The 17,716-nt window shown below is 36.7% G+C and carries 18 protein-coding genes; 14 read left to right on the forward strand and 4 right to left on the reverse strand.

Annotated features, from left to right (window positions below; genetic code table 11):
• Nucleotides 1-22: 22 nt before the first annotated feature.
• On the reverse strand, nucleotides 23-1,558 hold the full coding sequence (locus LUA86_RS14685; protein WP_231464034.1) for a membrane dipeptidase: 1,536 nt from the start codon (nucleotides 1,556-1,558) through the stop codon (nucleotides 23-25).
• Between the two features lie 448 nt (nucleotides 1,559-2,006).
• On the opposite strand from LUA86_RS14685, the gene LUA86_RS14690 reads away from it, so the two are divergent.
• The 8 genes from LUA86_RS14690 (at nucleotide 2,007) to pruA (ending at nucleotide 9,083) form a co-directional block, all read left to right on the forward strand.
• Nucleotides 2,007-3,143, forward strand: a complete 1,137-nt coding sequence (locus LUA86_RS14690) for an NAD(P)/FAD-dependent oxidoreductase (RefSeq protein ID WP_231464036.1) — start codon at nucleotides 2,007-2,009, stop codon at nucleotides 3,141-3,143.
• Nucleotides 3,140-3,853, forward strand: coding sequence for a methyltransferase domain-containing protein (locus LUA86_RS14695; RefSeq protein WP_231464038.1), 714 nt, complete (start codon nucleotides 3,140-3,142; stop codon nucleotides 3,851-3,853). The genes LUA86_RS14690 and LUA86_RS14695 overlap by 4 nt, the downstream gene beginning before the upstream one ends.
• Complete coding sequence (locus tag LUA86_RS14700; RefSeq protein WP_231464040.1) at nucleotides 3,850-4,902, forward strand: type III polyketide synthase; 1,053 nt, start codon at nucleotides 3,850-3,852, stop codon at nucleotides 4,900-4,902. Before LUA86_RS14695 ends, LUA86_RS14700 begins: the two co-directional genes overlap by 4 nt.
• A 1-nt stretch (nucleotide 4,903) precedes the next feature.
• Nucleotides 4,904-5,350: a 3-hydroxyacyl-ACP dehydratase FabZ family protein gene (locus LUA86_RS14705; RefSeq protein WP_231464042.1), complete on the forward strand. Its 447-nt coding sequence runs from the start codon at nucleotides 4,904-4,906 to the stop codon at nucleotides 5,348-5,350.
• Nucleotides 5,343-6,623, forward strand: coding sequence for a beta-ketoacyl synthase (locus LUA86_RS14710; RefSeq protein ID WP_231464043.1), 1,281 nt, complete (start codon nucleotides 5,343-5,345; stop codon nucleotides 6,621-6,623). Before LUA86_RS14705 ends, LUA86_RS14710 begins: the two co-directional genes overlap by 8 nt.
• Entirely contained in the window at nucleotides 6,616-6,879 is a 264-nt protein-coding gene (locus LUA86_RS14715; protein WP_231464045.1) for an acyl carrier protein, read from the forward strand. The genes LUA86_RS14710 and LUA86_RS14715 overlap by 8 nt, the downstream gene beginning before the upstream one ends.
• Nucleotides 6,866-7,327: a 4'-phosphopantetheinyl transferase superfamily protein gene (locus LUA86_RS14720; protein WP_231464047.1), complete on the forward strand. Its 462-nt coding sequence runs from the start codon at nucleotides 6,866-6,868 to the stop codon at nucleotides 7,325-7,327. The genes LUA86_RS14715 and LUA86_RS14720 overlap by 14 nt, the downstream gene beginning before the upstream one ends.
• 121 nt (nucleotides 7,328-7,448) lie before the next feature.
• Complete coding sequence (gene pruA / locus LUA86_RS14725) at nucleotides 7,449-9,083, forward strand: L-glutamate gamma-semialdehyde dehydrogenase (RefSeq protein ID WP_231464049.1); 1,635 nt, start codon at nucleotides 7,449-7,451, stop codon at nucleotides 9,081-9,083.
• Between the two features lie 545 nt (nucleotides 9,084-9,628).
• Here the strand turns inward: pruA and LUA86_RS14730 are convergent.
• Nucleotides 9,629-9,850 (reverse strand): hypothetical protein, encoded by a 222-nt coding sequence (locus tag LUA86_RS14730; RefSeq protein ID WP_231464051.1) that lies wholly within the window; start codon nucleotides 9,848-9,850, stop codon nucleotides 9,629-9,631.
• A 36-nt stretch (nucleotides 9,851-9,886) separates the two neighbouring features.
• Between LUA86_RS14730 and LUA86_RS14735 the strand changes: the two genes are divergently transcribed.
• Nucleotides 9,887-10,126: a hypothetical protein gene (locus tag LUA86_RS14735; protein ID WP_231464052.1), complete on the forward strand. Its 240-nt coding sequence runs from the start codon at nucleotides 9,887-9,889 to the stop codon at nucleotides 10,124-10,126.
• A 24-nt stretch (nucleotides 10,127-10,150) separates the two neighbouring features.
• On the opposite strand, the gene LUA86_RS14740 is transcribed toward LUA86_RS14735, so the two are convergent.
• Both LUA86_RS14740 and LUA86_RS14745 read right to left on the reverse strand, forming a co-directional pair.
• The gene (locus tag LUA86_RS14740) at nucleotides 10,151-11,755 is read right to left on the reverse strand and encodes a SulP family inorganic anion transporter (RefSeq protein WP_231464054.1); all 1,605 of its coding nucleotides are present in this window, start codon (nucleotides 11,753-11,755) and stop codon (nucleotides 10,151-10,153) included.
• Between the two features lie 127 nt (nucleotides 11,756-11,882).
• On the reverse strand, nucleotides 11,883-12,227 hold the full coding sequence (locus tag LUA86_RS14745; protein ID WP_231464056.1) for a hypothetical protein: 345 nt from the start codon (nucleotides 12,225-12,227) through the stop codon (nucleotides 11,883-11,885).
• Between the two features lie 296 nt (nucleotides 12,228-12,523).
• Between LUA86_RS14745 and LUA86_RS14750 the strand changes: the two genes are divergently transcribed.
• The 5 genes from LUA86_RS14750 (at nucleotide 12,524) to LUA86_RS14770 (ending at nucleotide 17,610) form a co-directional block, all read left to right on the forward strand.
• On the forward strand, nucleotides 12,524-14,065 hold the full coding sequence (locus LUA86_RS14750; RefSeq protein WP_231464058.1) for an acyl-CoA carboxylase subunit beta: 1,542 nt from the start codon (nucleotides 12,524-12,526) through the stop codon (nucleotides 14,063-14,065).
• Nucleotides 14,066-14,294: 229 nt separating this feature from the next.
• Nucleotides 14,295-15,452, forward strand: coding sequence for an MFS transporter (locus LUA86_RS14755; RefSeq protein ID WP_231464060.1), 1,158 nt, complete (start codon nucleotides 14,295-14,297; stop codon nucleotides 15,450-15,452).
• 1 nt (nucleotide 15,453) lies between these two features.
• A complete protein-coding gene (locus LUA86_RS14760) occupies nucleotides 15,454-15,870 on the forward strand; it encodes a GNAT family N-acetyltransferase (RefSeq protein ID WP_231464062.1) in 417 nt (138 codons plus the stop codon).
• Between the two features lie 110 nt (nucleotides 15,871-15,980).
• Nucleotides 15,981-17,096, forward strand: a complete 1,116-nt coding sequence (locus tag LUA86_RS14765; RefSeq protein ID WP_231464064.1) for a M42 family metallopeptidase — start codon at nucleotides 15,981-15,983, stop codon at nucleotides 17,094-17,096.
• Between the two features lie 97 nt (nucleotides 17,097-17,193).
• On the forward strand, nucleotides 17,194-17,610 hold the full coding sequence (locus tag LUA86_RS14770) for a DUF1801 domain-containing protein (RefSeq protein ID WP_231464065.1): 417 nt from the start codon (nucleotides 17,194-17,196) through the stop codon (nucleotides 17,608-17,610).
• Nucleotides 17,611-17,716 lie beyond the last annotated feature (106 nt).

Below are 17,716 nucleotides of genomic sequence, written 5' to 3' on the forward strand. Positions count from 1 at the left end.
GATAAAAATTTTGAGGGGGTTGTTATGTTGTTGGCAGAATCAACGGTAATCGTTTTAAAACGAAATCTCGACCATTGCTAAAGAATAACTGGCGAGCGAGTTGCTGTATGCTAATACCTGATGGCATTAGATTGCTTAAATTATTTTGCTCCAAAAAGCGGGGAAAATATTTTATAAAATCTTTTTCAAATTGCGGGAGTTCGAGCACCGAATCGCAAAAAGTTAAAGGATTAATTAAGCCATCAAAATCCGAACCGATACAAACCTTTTGAAGCGCATTTTTTACCGGAAATCCATATTCAGCTGAAATTTTCATCAGGTGTAAAACATGTGCCATAAAGTGATGAAGGTGGTAAAATGGAACATCGGCTAAAGATTGTACAGCACGGTTTACCACTTCATGTGTTATACAACAAAATGGTGTTAAATGTTCGCCTACGGCATCTCCAGTAATGAAATATTCTAATTCTTTATTAGATATATATTCCGATTCCGTAAGTAAATCCTGCTGTTCTTCGGCTTTGATGCTGCCTTCTCCATAACCCAAAATTCTTTTATCCAGAGAAAGTCCTATCATGCCGTCAGATTCCAAAATCGCGATAATTTCCTCGTCATAAAGGTTAATGCTACTCGGGTTAAAGGCTACCGATTCGTAAGTTTGATATTTAGTAGGTTTTCCCCAGGTAATTTTAGAATACCCTTTTACCGATGGCGAATCGATTTGCATATAATTTGGTATTTCACCTACAGAAAGCCCGGTAAATCCTGCATGGGTACAAACCAAAGGCTGCTTAATTGGTGCAAAATCTGCTCTTTCACGTATATCATAAATAAATTTGGTTCTGGCGCCCAGGCTCATGTGTTTAAGGTCAACCAAAATATTACGTTCATAGCAAAATCGTATAATTTCTATGCCATCTGCAGATATTTCTTTCTCCCTGGGGATAAAACTTAGCGACTCTACAAAAAGTATCCCATAAGCATGGTTGCAGAAGGGATATTGCTCGAGATGGGTTATATTGATAGATAAAATGGGATAAGATTTTCGTAAACTTTCCAGATTTGTTAAAACTTCAACCCTATTAATCTTCTTTGGGTCGAGTGTTGAAGATAGCGTATGGCATCCTTCAATGGTAAAAACTGCATAAATCCGCTCTTTATCTTCTTCATCATAAATTACCTCATAAGATAAAGCCACCACAGTTTTGCCATCATCTGTTACCTTCGGACTTAATATAAGCTTTAAATCTTCCTCTACTAAATCTGGAAATGGCTTTAATCTGCCCGAAATCATGTCGTCAAGTCTTAAAGGATTAAGATATTCTCGCAATGGCGATTTTTCAGCTTGTTTCTTAAGCAGCTTATTGTCGATAAAGCCACGCTCGGGCACAAATAAAGCAATGCAAACTAGGTTACATCTCGAATCAAGCAGTTGTTGAAGGTTAGATTGGGAACCCAAAATTCTGCTAAAATCGCTACACATGCGAATAAACCAATTGATTTTTTTAGTATCAATATTTTGCCAGGGGCTTGTTTTAGCAGCGCCGGTAGTGAACATCGACTTTAAAGTCGGATGAATGTGAAAGTCAAAATAAGGCATAGATATGGAAGATTAATTTAGTGATTACTCGTCTGCACAGCCATCGGAGTTAAAAATTCCAATAGCACCTATCGGCCAAACTAGAAATAAGGTTATGGAGCGGAATATTTGGGTATAAAAAAGCGTTAAGAATTTGTTTGGTAATGCAATATAAGAAAAGAATAGCAATTATAAATACCTAACATTAAGTATTTTATGGAGAATTATGAATAAAAAAAGGGCCGTCTCTTTGTTTAATTCTTGAGGCATAAAGCATCTGCAATATAAGGAACACCTGCCTACCGCAGGCATACATGAAAAACGGGACTAACAATATTCTAAAGGGCAATTTTTGCCTTTCTAAAAATTTATCCATTAATAAGGTAACGCTTTAAACAAAGGTGAGTTTAAAGTGTTATCTTGATGAATGCCTATTGAAACAGAAATCTTGATTATTGGTGGTGGTTTAGCTGGTTTAACGGCGGCTTTGCATCTTAAAAAATTAGGCTTAGAGGTTACACTTATCGAGAAGCAAAACTATCCTCATCATAAAGTTTGCGGAGAATATATTTCGAACGAAATTCTACCGTATTACAATTGGCTTGGCTTAGATTTATCAGTTCTGAAGCCAAATCAAATCAACCAACTACAATTTACATCTGTTGATGGCAACAGCATTAAAACTAATTTACCACTTGGAGGCATTGGCTTAAGCAGATATGCAATTGATAATTACCTCTATCAGGTTGCTACAACCCGGGGAATAAATATTTTTCATGGAAATGTGCAAAATGTAGCCTATACTAATAATCAATTTGTTGTAGATACTGTTGATGGTTCAGTTTATAAGGCACAACATGTAATTGGCGCTTATGGTAAAAGGGCACTATTAGATTCTAAACTCGATCGTAAATTTATTGGAAAAAAATCTCCGTACCTTGCAGTAAAGGCACATTACAAATCAAATTTCGCAAACAATATTGTAAGCTTAAACAATTTTAAAGGTGGCTATTGTGGCGTTTCAAAAGTAGAAAATGATATTTTAAACATTTGCTATTTAGCAGATTATGAAAGCTTCAAAAAACATAAAAATATTGATACCTTTCAAAAAAATGTGTTGTATCAAAATAAAAATCTGGAGCGTATTTTTAGTGAAGCAGAGATGATTTTTGAAGCACCTTTAACCATCAGTCAGATTTCTTTTGAAAAAAAAGAGCCGGTACTTAACCACATTTTAATGATTGGCGATACTGCCGGATTAATTCATCCACTTTGTGGAAATGGTATGGCTATGGCCATTCACAGCGCTAAAATTGTTGCGGAGCTATTATATAAATATCATAATGGAATCATTCCTGATAGGCAAGCACTCGAAAAGGAATATACGCAACAATGGAAGGCTCTATTTGCACAAAGATTAAAATTTGGAAAAATTTTAGCCTCAGTTCTAAAAAATAATATGATGGAAAACATAGCCATGAAAACTGTAAATCTTTTCCCGGCGATGTTAAATAAAACCATAAAATACACACATGGCAAACCGATAATTGCATCAGAAATATGATAGTAGATACCAGGTTTCGTAGCGAAGCCCCCGAGATGATGGACGATTTTGAAATGGAAGGGGAAATTTTACAAGATGCATTAGATAAAATTGCAAGTATCAATCAGCTTTTGGGTGGCAACAAGGTTACTGTTGATGGGGTTAAAAAATTGCTTGAAAATAATCCAACCAATAAAATAATTCGTATTACTGATATAGGTTGCGGCAATGGAGATATGCTTAGAACATTATCAAATTATGCTAAAAAAAACAATTTAAATTTTGAATTAGTAGGCATTGATGCTAATCAATTTACGATTGAACACGCCAGAAATTTATCAAAGGATTATGCAAATATTAGTTATCAATGTTTAGATATTTTTGATGATTCAGTAAAAATGCAAGCTTGCGATATTTACCTCTGCACTTTAACGCTTCATCATTTTAAAAACGATGAAATAATAAAGCTTTTAAACTATTTTAAGCAAACTGCAAGCATTGGCATTGTAATAAACGATTTGGAACGCAGTGCAATAGCTTATCAACTTTTTAAAGTGCTTTGTTTTGTGTTCCGCCTAAATCACATGTCGAAAACCGATGGATTAATTTCAATTTTGCGTGGCTTTAAAAGAGAAGATTTCATCCAGTATGCGAAAAAATTAAATATAAAAACCAGCTCGATTAAATGGAAATGGGCTTTTAGATACCAATGGATAATTAAAACAGCATGAGTGTAATTGTAAAAGCCGTTGGTAAGGCATTACCCCAATTTTGGAGGGCAACTGAAGATATTATTCCCTTTCTGGATGTTTGGCTTAAAGACCAGGATGAAAGATTTATTAGAAAAGTAAAAAAGATTTTTGAAGGCGCCGCAGTAGATAAACGTTACTCGTTCATGTCGCCCGAGGAGGTTTTTAGCGACCTGAGTTTTGAAAAGCGCAACGACATTTACATACGTGAAGGCATTAAATTAGGTGCGCAATGTTTAGAAACCGCTTTAGCAAAAGCGAATTGGAAACCCGAAGATTTGGATTACATTATTACGGTAAGCTGTACCGGGATAATGATTCCATCTTTGGATGCCTATCTAATCAATAAACTTAAACTCCGTAATGATATTGTCCGTCTGCCGGTTACAGAAATGGGTTGTGCCGCGGGAGTTTCGGGAATGATTTATGCCAAAAATTTTTTGAAGGCAAATCCGGGTAAAAGAGCAGCTGTTATTGCAGTCGAATCTCCAACTGCAACTTTTCAGCTCAACGATTTTTCGATGGCAAACATTGTAAGTGCTGCAATTTTTGGCGATGGAGCAGCCTGTGTTTTACTAAGTTCAAACGATGAAGATGATGGTCCGGAAATGTTAGCAGAAGAAATGTATCACTTTTACGATGCTGAAGATATGATGGGTTTTAAGTTAACAAATACCGGTTTGCAGATGGTTTTAGATGTTGAAGTTCCAAATACCATCGAAGCACATTTTCCTCAAATTATACATCCTTTTTTAGCAAAAAATAATTTAGCAATAGCTGATATTAGACATCTGATATTTCATCCAGGAGGAAAAAAGATAATACAGGTTGTAGAAGAATTATTTGGCAAACTGGGCAAAAACATAAACGAAACTAAAGAAATACTCAGACAGTATGGAAATATGAGTAGCGCCACCGTACTTTACGTTTTGGAAAGCTATATGGATAAAAAACCTCTAAAGGGAGAAAAAGGTTTAATGTTAAGCTTCGGACCAGGATTTTCAGCACAAAGAATATTATTGGAATGGTAGCATGACAAACAGCCAAATTATAGAAAAACTACCTTACGGGAAATCATTTTTATTTGTTGATGAACTGCTACAAGTAGACCAAAATGGCGCCAAAGGAACATTTACATTTGGTAAAGATTTAACATTTTTTGAAAGCCATTTTAAATATAATCCTGTTACACCAGCGGTAATTTTAACTGAAACCATGGCGCAAATTGGACTGGTTTGTTTAGGGATTTTTCTTTTGAAAGATGCTTTAACTAAAAACGATATGGGTTTTGTTATGACATCAAATGTTATAGATTTTTTAAAACCTGTGTACCCCGGAGAACAGGTTTGGGTAAGCAGTGAAAAGATATACTTTAGATTTAACAAGCTAAGCTGTAAAGTAAAAATGGAAAATGCTAATGGAGATTTGGTTTGTAAAGGAACAATATCTGGCATGCTAATTTCTAAACATAATGGATAATATTCGCGTAGTAATTACTGGTTTGGGAGTTTGTGCACCAAACGGCACAACCCTACCTGCTTTTACGCATGCAATTAAAAATGGAATCTCGGGCATAACTTTTCAAAGCGATTTAGAAGCTTTAGGTTTTTCTTGCCAGATAGCTGGCAAACCGTTTTTAAGCGATGAACGAATTGCAGAATATTTTTCTCCTCTTGAGCTTAGAAATTTAAATAGCACAGGAATTGTTTATGGCGTTGTGGCCGGTTTAGATGCCTGGAAAGATGCTGGTTTAACCATTAACGAATCTGATGAACCCGATTGGGATAGCGGAACTATTTTCGGTACAGGCACTTCAGGGATTGATAAATTTAGATGGGCCATAAATAAAATTGATGATTTGGAAATACGCAAGCTTGGAAGTTCTGTAGTAATACAAACGATGGCAAGCGGTGTGAGCGCTTTTATTAGCGGAAAACTCGGTTTAGGCAATCAAGTCAGTACCAATTCATCTGCCTGTGCAACCGGTGCTGAAAGTATTTTACTTGCTTACGAAAGGATAAAAGCAGGCAAAGCCAAAAGAATGTTGGCCGGAAGCACCAGCGATAGTGGACCATATATTTGGGGTGGTTTTGACGCAATGAAAGTGTGCACTTACAAACATAACCATGAGCCCAAAAAAGGAAGCCGACCAATGAGTTTAACTGCGAGTGGTTTTGTTCCGGGTAGTGGCGCAGGTGCGATGGTTTTAGAAACGCTCGAATCTGCCTTAGCCAGAAAGGCTAAAATTTATGCCGAGGTTTTAGGTGGAGACTTAAATTCTGGCGGCCAAAGAGGTTTAGGCACCATGACCGCACCAAATCCACAGGCGGTACAAAGGTGCATTATAAACGCCATCAAAAATGCTAACATCAAACCGCAGGATATTGATTTAATTAATGGACACTTAACCGCAACCGCCAAAGATGCGCTAGAAATTGAAAACTGGAAAGCAGCTTTAGGTGCAACCGCCGATGATTTTCCATACATAAATTCTTTAAAAGGGATGATTGGTCATTGCATCAGCGCAGCTGGAAGTATTGAAAGTGTTGCCTCAATACTCGAATTAGCGCAAGGTTTTATATTCCCGAATATTAATTGCGAAGATTTAAATCCAGCAATAACAGCTACTATTGCTGAAGATCGCATTCCAACAAAGTTGATAAATAAACCGGTTAACATTATTGCGAAAGCTAGTTTTGGCTTTGGAGATGTTAACGTTTGTGTTATTTTTAAAAAATACAACCATGAATAGAAACGAAATTATTGAGGCAATAAAGCTTATTGTAAAGCCCTACACGGAAGATGTTGCTGCACTAGAAAGCATAAATGAAAGCACAGATTTTATCAAAGATTTAAAAATAAATTCTGCCAATTTGGTTGATGTGGTACTTGATGTGGAAGAAAAATTTAGTATTGAAATAGACAACGAATCAATGGCAAAAATGCTGACTGTAGAGGCAACAATTGCTATTATTGAGGAGAAAATGAATAGCAATGCTGGGAAATGATATTGTAGATTTAAAGCTTGCCAAAACCCAAAGCAATTGGCAAAGAAGTGGCTTTTTAAATAAAATTTTCACTAAACAAGAACAATTTTACATACGTTCTTCTGAAAATCCTGATCGGTTGGTTTGGCTGCTGTGGAGTATGAAAGAAGCCGCTTACAAAATTCATAACCGCATTACAGGTGTACGGAACTTTGCGCCAACAAGTTTAGAGTGTAGTATCCGGCAGGAAGATTTAAAAAAAGGAGCAGTTTGCATTGACGCAGAAACCTACTACACTGAAAGTGATATTAATGATGATTATGTTCATACCGTTGCTAGTTGCTTAAAAAACCACTGCGTTAATGTTAAAACAGCTATTTATAAAGCCCCAAATTTATTAGCTGATTATAAAAATACCAGCGCGGCTTGCGTAAGTCATCACGGGCGTTATTTGGCGCTTGTATATTAAAAAATTAGCCTAAAATATTAGGTCATATTGCATCTGGTGCCCACTCCTATTTTCTTTACAGAATAATAGAATAGCCTTCTTTAAAAAGCCTTATCTTTGGACAAATCATAAAAAATAAAATATGCTTAAAGGATTTTTTAACGTACCTACTCCGGTAAACGAACCTATATTAAATTATGGCCCAGGCAGTAAAGAACGTGTTCTTTTAAAAGAAGCACTTGCTGAAGCGAGGTCTCATCAACAAGATATCCCGATGTACATTGGTGGTAAGCAAGTACATACCACTAAAAAAGGTAAGGTTGTTCCACCACACGATCATCAACATATTTTAGCACAATATAGTATTGGCGATAAAACCCATGTTGCCCAGGCAATTGATGCTGCATTAGCGGCAAAAGCAGATTGGGAAAACCTATCTTGGGAGCACAGAGCAGCTATATTTTTAAAGGCAGCTGATTTAATTGCGGGCAAATATCGTTATAAATTAAATGCAGCAACCATGTTAGGGCAAAGCAAAAATGCATACCAGGCAGAAATTGATGCAGCTTGCGAACTGATAGATTTCTTACGTTTTAACGTAAGTTACATGAGCGATATTTACAAGCAACAACCTCCTGTTTCTCCTCGTGGAAACTGGAACAGAGTAGAGCAACGCCCGCTAGAAGGTTTTGTATTTGCTTTAACACCATTTAACTTTACAGCTATCGCAGCAAATTTACCTGCATCGGCAGCAATGATGGGTAATGTTGTGGTTTGGAAGGCAGCAGATACGCAGGTTTATGCCGCAAACCTTTTAATGGAAATTTTCCGCGAAGCGGGTTTACCGGATGGCGTTATCAATTTAGTTTACGCTGATGGACCAGAAACCGGAGAAGTGATTTTCAACCACCCTGATTTTGCAGGTATCCACTTTACCGGTTCTACAAAAGTGTTTCAGGAAATCTGGAAAACTATTGGTACAAACATTCATAAATACAAATCATACCCGCGTATAGTGGGCGAAACCGGCGGTAAAGATTTTATCCTGGTTCATCCTTCTGCACAGGTTGATATTGCCAATACAGCAATTGTTCGTGGTGCTTTCGAGTATCAAGGTCAGAAATGCTCTGCTGCTAGTCGTGTTTACATCGCAGAAAGCCTTTGGCCTGAAATTAAAAAACAAATGTTACGCGATTTAGCAACATTTAAAATGGGCGGAACAGAAGATTTTACCAACTTCATAAATGCTGTTATCGATGAACGTTCTTTCGATAAATTAGCGAAATACATAGACCAGGCTAAAAAAGATAAAGATGTAGAAATTATTGCGGGCGGTAACTATGATAAGAGCAAAGGTTATTTTGTGGAGCCAACCGTTTTGGTGGTTAAAGACCCAAAATACACAACCATGTGCGAAGAGTTATTTGGTCCGGTTTTAACAGTTTACATCTATGCTGATGCAGATTTCGATTCTATTTTGGAAGTAATTGACACAACATCTCCTTACGCCTTAACGGGTGCGTTAATTGCGCAAGATCGTTACGCGATTGATAAAACAAGCCATGCATTACGCAACTCGGCCGGAAACTTTTACATCAACGATAAATGTACCGGTGCTGTTGTTGGCCAACAACCATTTGGCGGCGCCAGAGGTTCTGGTACTAATGATAAAGCAGGTTCGATGATTAATTTATTGCGTTGGGTTTCTCCACGCACCATTAAAGAAGTTTTCGAATCGCCAACCGATTACCGTTATCCGTTTTTGGCAGAAGATTAATATTCTGGTTTGTGCAAACGCAGACCTAGGATTGTAAATTTATGGTTGTCATGCTGAGCTTTTCGAAGCATTAACATAATAGAAACCTCTTGATTTATCAAGGGGTTTTCTTTTTCAAAAGGTTTTGGAAAGCAATTGCAGCAAAAAAGATTAATGTTGCCCGGGCTTTACGCTATATCTTTTTGGGTTCTTTTAAGCAAACTCACAAAGTTTAATAATTTGGATTATGTGCTAGACTTCGTAAGTTTAGCCTGTAGCAGCCAAAAAGGATGCCGCTACAATCCCGTTTATATACAAAAGCTTTTGCTGCTATTTGAGGTTGCAGAGTGCTAAATTCTTTTAATAAGCTAAACTAAATCCTCCCCCTTGCCCCCTCCAAATGAGGGTTACATGATGCAAACCTAACCAAATCTTTTGCTACTATTTTGGTTTGGAGAATTCCGTCATTGCGAAATCGATTTTTCATCGATTGAAGCAATCTCATTTTAAAAAAAATCCGAATAGAGATTGCTTCCTGCCACGCAATGATAACCGATTTAGCACTTCTAACTCCCTTCCTTATTTTCAAGCAGGGATTGGGGTGGTTTTGCTCCAATCATTTCCTCCCAAAAGCTACAGCCCATAGTTCCTAAACCCCTGCCAGCAGCAGGCAGGCGGTAGTAGCGGGCATCCCGACCCTTCATCGGGATAAAGCGGATAATGGGACTGATGAAGCCAAGAATTACTGCGCATTCATTTCCAAAAACCTTATTGATATTTAAAACCATTGCTTCATCCTAACGTTTTAATAGAAATTAAAAGTTATGGAAAGTCACAAAGAAAATAATGCTGAAAAATCAAATTTGCCTGATAACTTAGTCCCAAAACATCATAGCAACGCAGATAGCGACAAAAACAAGGTTAAATCTGAGGCTGGAAATTTGGCAAAGGATTTTGGTAAAGGCGATTTCGGTTCGGAAGAAGCAAGGCAAGATGAAGAAAAAGGCAATAAAGGTGAAGCTGGAAATATGCCCAATACCGTAAATGAAAAAAGTCCCGAATAATACCGGGACTTTTTCTTTACTAAATTACTTATTTATATCATCGATAATATTGTTAGATAATTTGGGAACGGTATAATGTTTCTGAACGTTTTCAAGCGTAACAATTATGCCTTTTGTATAAGCATTATGCTTATAGTTAAAAATGGTTTCCAATACATCGGGATCTATGTAGCGGGCATTTGTACCATCAATAATTACATTCGTTTCTTTCGGGATATTGTTTAAAACTACCTGTATGGCTGCTTTATTTAAAAATGAAACTTCTTCTGCAAGTTTTATTCTGATATTCTTCTTATCGCCCTCTTTCGTAATTCTGTAGAAAAAGGGATTACGCATATTTGTACGTAACAAATAAAATATAGATACCAACATACCAATGGCAACACCTTTTAATAAATCGGTAAATAATACTGCTAAAACAGTTACTACAAATGGAATAAATTGGTCCCAACCTTTGTGGTACATGTGTTTAAACAAACTAATCCTGGTTAATTTATAGCCCGTAACCAATAATATTGCCGCCAGGCAAGATAAAGGGATCATATTTATAACCTGCGGAATAAACAGCAAGGATAGCAATAACCAGCCACCATGAAATATGGCCGACATTTTTGTTCTGCCGCCGGCATTAACATTTGCCGAGCTTCTTACAATAACGGATGTCATTGGTAAACCACCTACCATACCGCTTGTAATATTACCAATACCTTGAGCAATTAATTCTCTGTTTGTTGGAGTTACCCGCTTAATCGGGTCAATTTTATCTACTGCCTCTATACTTAAAAGGGTTTCTAAGCTGGCAACAACTGCAATGGTTGCAGCAACAATATATACATTTTTGTTTGCCAATTGAGAAAAATCAGGCATAGTAAAAAGACCAAGAAACTCATCAAAACCACTAAAAGTTGGAATTTTAACCATTTGATCGGCCCTTAATGGCGTGTTTGTGTTTGCAAAAATTATTGTCCCTACAATGCCAATAATTACCACAATTAATGGTGCCGGAACAATTGCCAGCTGCTTGAATTTTGGCCAGACTATTAAAATGGCGATTGATAAACCACTTATTACCACAGCAGCCAGACTAAAATGCCCTAGCGCAGCTGTTATGGCCGAGAAGGTGTTCTCATGATCTTGCTGAAAAAAGCCTTCATCTCCGCTAAAATCTGTATCTACACCTAAAGCGTGAGGTAATTGTTTAAGAATTAAAATTAAACCAATAGCCGCTAGCATACCTTCTATTACACTTGAAGGGAAATAATTACCAATAGTGCCAGCCTTAATTATGCCCAATATAAGTTGGAAAACGCCTGCAAGCACAACAGCTAACAAAAAAGTTGGGTAAGCGCCTAATGATGTTATGGCGCCTAAAACAATAACGGTTAAACCAGCTGCTGGTCCGCTTACGCTAAGCTGCGAACCGCTACAGGATGCAACTACAATGCCGCCAATTATACCGGTAATTAGGCCGGCAAATAATGGCGCACCAGAGGCAAGTGCAATACCTAAACACAGCGGCAAAGCCACCAAAAAAACTACTATACTTGATGGAAGGTCTTTTTTTAAATTCTTTGCAAGAAAATATTTCCTGATGTCCGTACCTGAAAAGGCCGGGTTAAACTTTTGCATAACAATATAATTATCTAATAAATTTTAACGATTAAATCGTGGTGGGTAATTCAAACACATCACTACAAAATATAGCTTCTAATGCGTTGCCAAAGCAATGGTTCAAATAAATTACCCTAAAAATATATTAGATAAAATTGGGAGGAGGCGTTGGTACCGTTGGATGAAAGGGTTCTACATAACGTTTATAATGCTCTATAAAACTGCTTTTTAAAAAGAAATGACTCGAAGAGAATTCGTAAGATAAGATTGGGTGATTTAGCTCAACCAGTTTAAAGTCGGTAAATTTTGCGGTTTCTTTAGAGGTATCTTTCCCGCCGGCATGCTCTAACTCTATCTGCATGATTACGGCTTTCATAATTTCACGATCGATACACGTATAAAATACCGGCGCACCAGAAATCCCCATCTTCGCTATGAAGATGAGCATAAAAGTTGCGACAATAATATATTTATACTTCCTTAAAAACATTCGATTATTTTCTAATCTTATTTTAATCTCGTTGCTTGCAAAAGTAATCGGATAAATGACTTTTCACTACACAGAGGTGTAAAAAAAATGCTTTGCAGACCAAAAATAAGGTCAACAAGCATACAATCAATTAATTACCATTTAATTAAATATACAAATAATGGAAGAAAAATATAGCATTGTTTTTAATTTCAATTTAATATGCAAATCAAATTGCATTGATTGGCTAATTAACCAGCCGCCGAAACTTGTTTTCCCGATAGTAATTTTTAATTTTAAAATCTATTGAACCGAATATGGATAAGAAAATTGCTTTACTTCAGGAAAAGATAAACAAAGCCAACCTTGGCGGCGGACAAGAGAGAATTGATGCGCAACATAAAAAAGGTAAGTTAACTGCCCGAGAGCGTATTCATTTTTTAATGGATGAAGGTAGTTTTGAAGAAATCGGGATGATGGTAACCCACCGAAGCACGGATTTTGGTATGGAGAGAGAGAAATACCTTGGCGATGGCGTTATAACAGGTTACGGAACAATTAACGGCCGTTTAACTTATGTTTTTTCTCAGGATTTTACAGTTTTTGGTGGCTCACTATCAGAAACACATGCCGAAAAAATTTGCAAATTAATGGATATGGCCATGAAAAATGGTGCGCCATTAATTGGTCTAAATGATAGTGGTGGTGCACGTATTCAGGAAGGGGTAGTTTCTTTAGGTGGTTATGCCGATATTTTCTACAAAAACGTTCAGGCTTCTGGGGTAATTCCGCAATTATCTGCAATTATGGGCCCTTGCGCTGGTGGCGCTGTTTATTCGCCTGCGATTACCGATTTTATTTTAATGGTAGAGCAAACTTCTTACATGTTTGTAACCGGGCCAAATGTAGTTAAAACCGTAACACATGAAGTAGTTACTTCAGAAGAATTAGGTGGTGCAAATACACATGCCACGAATTCTGGCGTTACGCATTTTGCTTGCGCAAATGAAATCGAGGCCATAAATCACGTAAAGAAATTGCTGTCGTTCATGCCTCAAAATTGCGAGGAAATTCCAGAGAATTTGCCTTACGAATCAGAAGACGAAAGCAGACCAGCATTAAATACATTTATGCCTCAAAATGCTACTCAACCTTATGATATTAGAGAAATTATTTCTTCTGTTGCAGATGCAGACACTTTTTTAGAAGTTCATAAAGATTTTGCCGAAAATATTGTGGTTGGCTTTGCCCGTTTGGCAGGAAGAAGTATTGGTATTGTGGCAAATCAGCCAGCTTATTTAGCTGGTGTTTTAGATAGTAATTCATCAACCAAAGCGGCTCGTTTTGTTCGCTTTTGCGATTGCTTTAATATTCCACTGTTAGTTTTTGAAGATGTTCCGGGTTTTCTTCCAGGTACAGATCAAGAGTGGAACGGAATCATCACCAATGGTGCAAAATTATTGTATGCTTTTAGCGAAGCTACTGTTCCACGCATTACGGTTATCACCAGAAAAGCCTATGGCGGCGCTTATGATGTAATGAATAGCAAACATATTGGTGCCGACATGAATTATGCCTGGCCAAGTGCCGAAATCGCGGTTATGGGTGCTAAAGGTGCAGCAGAAATTATATTTAAAAAGGAAATATCTTCAGCAGAAAATCCAGAAGAAAAGTGGCTGGAGAAGGAAAAATTGTACTCAGATATTTTTGCTAATCCTTACAGAGCAGCCGAAAGAGGGTTTATTGATGAGGTTATTGAACCTTCTCAAACCCGTATCAAGTTGATAAAAGCTTTTAAAATGCTGGAAAATAAAGTAGTAAATAATCCTAGAAAAAAACACGGAAATATACCTTTGTAAGGATGGAAAATGTAAAGATGGAAGATGGGGAATGGAAGATGTAGAATGGATGAGGGAAGATGGGTGATGAAGTTGTGGTTACTCACGTTTTCCATTTCTCATTTTACATCGTACATCCCACACGCTACATTTTCCATTTCACATTTTACATCTTCCATTTCACATAATACATCGTCCATCCCACACGCTATATTTTCCAAATCTCATTTTACATCCTACATAAAAACACATGTTAAAACGTATAGATATTCTTCTGATGGCCTTTTGCACCGGCTTAATCGTTGCAAACATTTATTATTGCCAACCATTAGTTATTTTAATTGCAAAAGATTTTAATTTAACAGAAAGTTATGCCGGAAGAATTACCTATTTAACACAAATCGGCTATGCTTTGGGCTTATTTCTTTTGGTGCCCTTGGGCGATATGTTTGAGCGTAAAAAGCAGATTCTAGTTATCACCGGAATGGCAATTGTAGCCCTTTTATCGGCTGCCTTAGCTAAAAGTTTTTTCTTGCTCGAGGTAGCCAGTGTTTTTATTGGGGCTTGTTCTATTGTACCGCAATTGATTTTACCGCTCGCTGCAAATTTAAGCACAGATGAAAACAGAGGTGCAAATATTGGAGCTATAATGAGCGGCTTGCTTGTTGGTATTCTTGCATCAAGAGCGGTTAGCGGAAGCATTGGTTTTTGGCTTGGCTGGAGAGCCATGTATTACATTGCCGCAGCAATTTGTGCATTGCTCATCTTACTAATGGCAAAACGATTTCCAAAAAGCATTCCATCATTTAAAGGAAATTACAAAGAGTTAATGGGCTCTATGTTTAGCTATATCAAACATCAGCCGGTTCTTCGAGAAACATCAATTATAAATTTTCTGGCTTTTGCCATAATAAGCGCATTTTGGACCACTATGGTCTTATTTCTTGCTAACCCACCTTTTAATTTTCAGACTTTGCAAATCGGTTTATTCGGTATTGCGGGTGCGGCAGGTGCCTTGGCGGCTCCTTTGGTTGGCAAATTAAGCGATGGAAGTAATCCACGAAAAAACTTAATGATTGGTTTCATTTTGCAAATTGTGAGCATTGCATTATTTTACTTCACCAAGAGTCATTTATATTTATTCGTGATTGGCATTGTTTTAATAGATATTGGTCAGCAGGCTATACATGTAACCAACCAAACCAGAATTTACACGTTAATTCCCGAAGCCAGAAACAGGCTGAATACGATTTTTATGTCGGTGAGTTTTATTGGTGCAAGTTGTGGTTCAGCTTTAGGCTTGTACCTATGGGATAAAGGTGGATGGAATTTATTTTGCTATGGTATGGCTGCAATCATTTTACTAAATATTTTAATTTATAAATACTACGGTAAAAAGAAATATTAAATTGGAAACACTAATTCAGGTAGAACAAATCTTCCCTTCATTAACCTGGCGGATAAGACATGAAAGCATGTATCCGGATGCTCCATTTGATTTAGTAAAACTGAAAGACGATTTCGATGGTTTGCATTTTGGATTATACGCAGAACATAAGCTAACTGGTGTAGTTTCTCTATTTAATGAAAGTGATGTTTACCAATTTCGCAAGCTCGCCATACTTCCTGATGCACAAAAACGTGGATACGGCACAATTTTATTAAACTATTTGATAGATTTTTGTAAAATTCAAAATGCTTCGAAGCTTTGGTGTAATGCTCGTGTAAACGCTACCGAATTTTATTCTAAATTTGGATTCCTTGAAACCAATAATCGATTTTCTAAAAATGGAAATGATTACGTTATCATGGAAATGAATTTTTAGATAGTAGATTTACTATTTTAAAAATTAGATTAAAATAAATAAAAATTAGGCTTAGGAATTAGTTTGGTGCATGCTAACCTAAAATCGTAAATCTAAAATCATAAATAAATATGGCTAAGAAAAAAGAAGACGACAAAAAAAAGCACGTAACTGTAGTGACCAAAAAATCACTTCAGTTTTTAGAAGCGTATATTAATAACCCTGCACCTACTGGTTACGAGTGGGAGGGACAAAAATTATGGTTAGATTACTTAAAACCATATATAGATGAGCATTTCATCGATAATTACGGAACTGCAGTTGGTGTTATTAATCCGAAGGCAAATTATAAAGTTGTTATTGAAGCGCATGCAGATGAAATTTCATGGTATGTAAATTATATTACCAACGATGGTTTAATTTATGTAATTCGCAACGGTGGTTCAGACCATCAGATTGCACCTTCAAAACGCGTAAACATCCACACAGAAAAAGGATTGGTAAAAGCAGTTTTTGGCTGGCCTGCAATTCATACTCGCCATGGCGAAAAAGAACAAGCTCCAGAGCTTAAAAACATTTTCCTGGATTGTGGTTGTACCTCTAAAGAAGAAGTAGAGAAATTAGGCATCCATGTGGGTTGCGTAATTACTTATGAAGATGAGTTTATGATTTTAAACGACCGTTATTATGTTGGTCGGGCTTTAGATAACCGTGTTGGTGGTTTTATGATTGCCGAAGTTGCAAGGTTGTTAAAAGAAAACAAGAAAAAACTTCCGTTCGGTTTGTATATAGTAAATTCTGTACAAGAAGAAATTGGTTTACGCGGTGCCGAAATGATTGCCCAACGCATTAAACCAAATGTTGCTATTGTAACTGATGTTACACATGATACAACCACACCAATGATTAACAAAAATACGCAAGGCGATTTATCATCTGGTAAAGGTCCGGTAGTTTCTTATGCACCAGCCGTTCAAACCAACTTAAATAAGTTGCTAATTAAAACTGCAGAGAAAAACGAAATTCCGTTTCAACGCCAGGCTTCATCACGCTCAACAGGAACCGATACCGATGCTTTTGCATATTCAAATGGCGGTGTTCCTTCGGCTTTAATTTCTTTGCCTTTACGTTACATGCACACTACTGTAGAAATGGTTCACAAAGAAGATGTTGATAACGTTATCAGTTTAATTTACGAAAGCTTATTAAACATTAAAGACGGTCAGGATTTTAGGGAATTTAAATAGATTTTTCCCATATTCTATTTTTATAAGGGCTTGAAGTTAATTCTTCAAGCCTTTTTTTATAACTTGTTTTACCAAACAAATAAATTTTTAAAAGATTATGGCTCAAAATAAAACAACAGAAAACGATGATAGTGTAACAGCGTTTCTTAACAAAGTTGAAGATGAAAATAAACGCAATGATGCTTTCGAATTGGTAAAAATATTTGAAGAATTATCATCCTTTAAAGCAAAAATGTGGGGCACCGCAATAATTGGCTTTGGTAATTATCATTATAAATATGAAAGTGGCAGAGAAGGCGATGCGCCTATTGTAGCTTTCTCACCAAGAAAAGATGCATTTGCGCTATACCTTTCATCAGAATTTCCAGCCCGTGAAGAATTATTATCTCAATTTGGTAAACACAAAACCGGCAAAGCTTGCATTTACGTTAAAAAACTGAGCGATGTTAATATAGACATTTTAAAAAAGATGATTTCAAATTCACTAATAGAGGATGGAGATAGACGCTGCTAAAGCAATATAACTATTTAACACTTGTAAATTAGCGGTTACGCATCAATAGCTTATTTTTTTAATTTGCATATTTGGTTTTCAATCGGAAAACTAACTAACCCTAATT

The organism is Pedobacter sp. Leaf132 (assembly GCF_920984695.1).
GTDB lineage: Bacteria > Bacteroidota > Bacteroidia > Sphingobacteriales > Sphingobacteriaceae > Pedobacter.

Coding starts and splice junctions, on each gene's coding strand:
- LUA86_RS14685 (WP_231464034.1), bottom strand. CDS start 1,558: ATGTTCACTACCGGCGCTGCTAAAACAAGCCCCTGGCAAAATATTGAT.
- LUA86_RS14695 (WP_231464038.1), top strand. CDS start 3,140: ATGATAGTAGATACCAGGTTTCGTAGCGAAGCCCCCGAGATGATGGAC.
- LUA86_RS14770 (WP_231464065.1), top strand. CDS start 17,194: ATGGCTCAAAATAAAACAACAGAAAACGATGATAGTGTAACAGCGTTT.
- LUA86_RS14715 (WP_231464045.1), top strand. CDS start 6,616: ATGAATAGAAACGAAATTATTGAGGCAATAAAGCTTATTGTAAAGCCC.
- LUA86_RS14730 (WP_231464051.1), bottom strand. CDS start 9,850: ATGGTTTTAAATATCAATAAGGTTTTTGGAAATGAATGCGCAGTAATT.
- LUA86_RS14705 (WP_231464042.1), top strand. CDS start 4,904: ATGACAAACAGCCAAATTATAGAAAAACTACCTTACGGGAAATCATTT.
- LUA86_RS14690 (WP_231464036.1), top strand. CDS start 2,007: ATGCCTATTGAAACAGAAATCTTGATTATTGGTGGTGGTTTAGCTGGT.
- LUA86_RS14755 (WP_231464060.1), top strand. CDS start 14,295: ATGTTAAAACGTATAGATATTCTTCTGATGGCCTTTTGCACCGGCTTA.
- LUA86_RS14710 (WP_231464043.1), top strand. CDS start 5,343: ATGGATAATATTCGCGTAGTAATTACTGGTTTGGGAGTTTGTGCACCA.
- pruA (WP_231464049.1), top strand. CDS start 7,449: ATGCTTAAAGGATTTTTTAACGTACCTACTCCGGTAAACGAACCTATA.
- LUA86_RS14745 (WP_231464056.1), bottom strand. CDS start 12,227: ATGTTTTTAAGGAAGTATAAATATATTATTGTCGCAACTTTTATGCTC.
- LUA86_RS14765 (WP_231464064.1), top strand. CDS start 15,981: ATGGCTAAGAAAAAAGAAGACGACAAAAAAAAGCACGTAACTGTAGTG.
- LUA86_RS14740 (WP_231464054.1), bottom strand. CDS start 11,755: ATGCAAAAGTTTAACCCGGCCTTTTCAGGTACGGACATCAGGAAATAT.
- LUA86_RS14700 (WP_231464040.1), top strand. CDS start 3,850: ATGAGTGTAATTGTAAAAGCCGTTGGTAAGGCATTACCCCAATTTTGG.
- LUA86_RS14735 (WP_231464052.1), top strand. CDS start 9,887: ATGGAAAGTCACAAAGAAAATAATGCTGAAAAATCAAATTTGCCTGAT.
- LUA86_RS14720 (WP_231464047.1), top strand. CDS start 6,866: ATGCTGGGAAATGATATTGTAGATTTAAAGCTTGCCAAAACCCAAAGC.
- LUA86_RS14750 (WP_231464058.1), top strand. CDS start 12,524: ATGGATAAGAAAATTGCTTTACTTCAGGAAAAGATAAACAAAGCCAAC.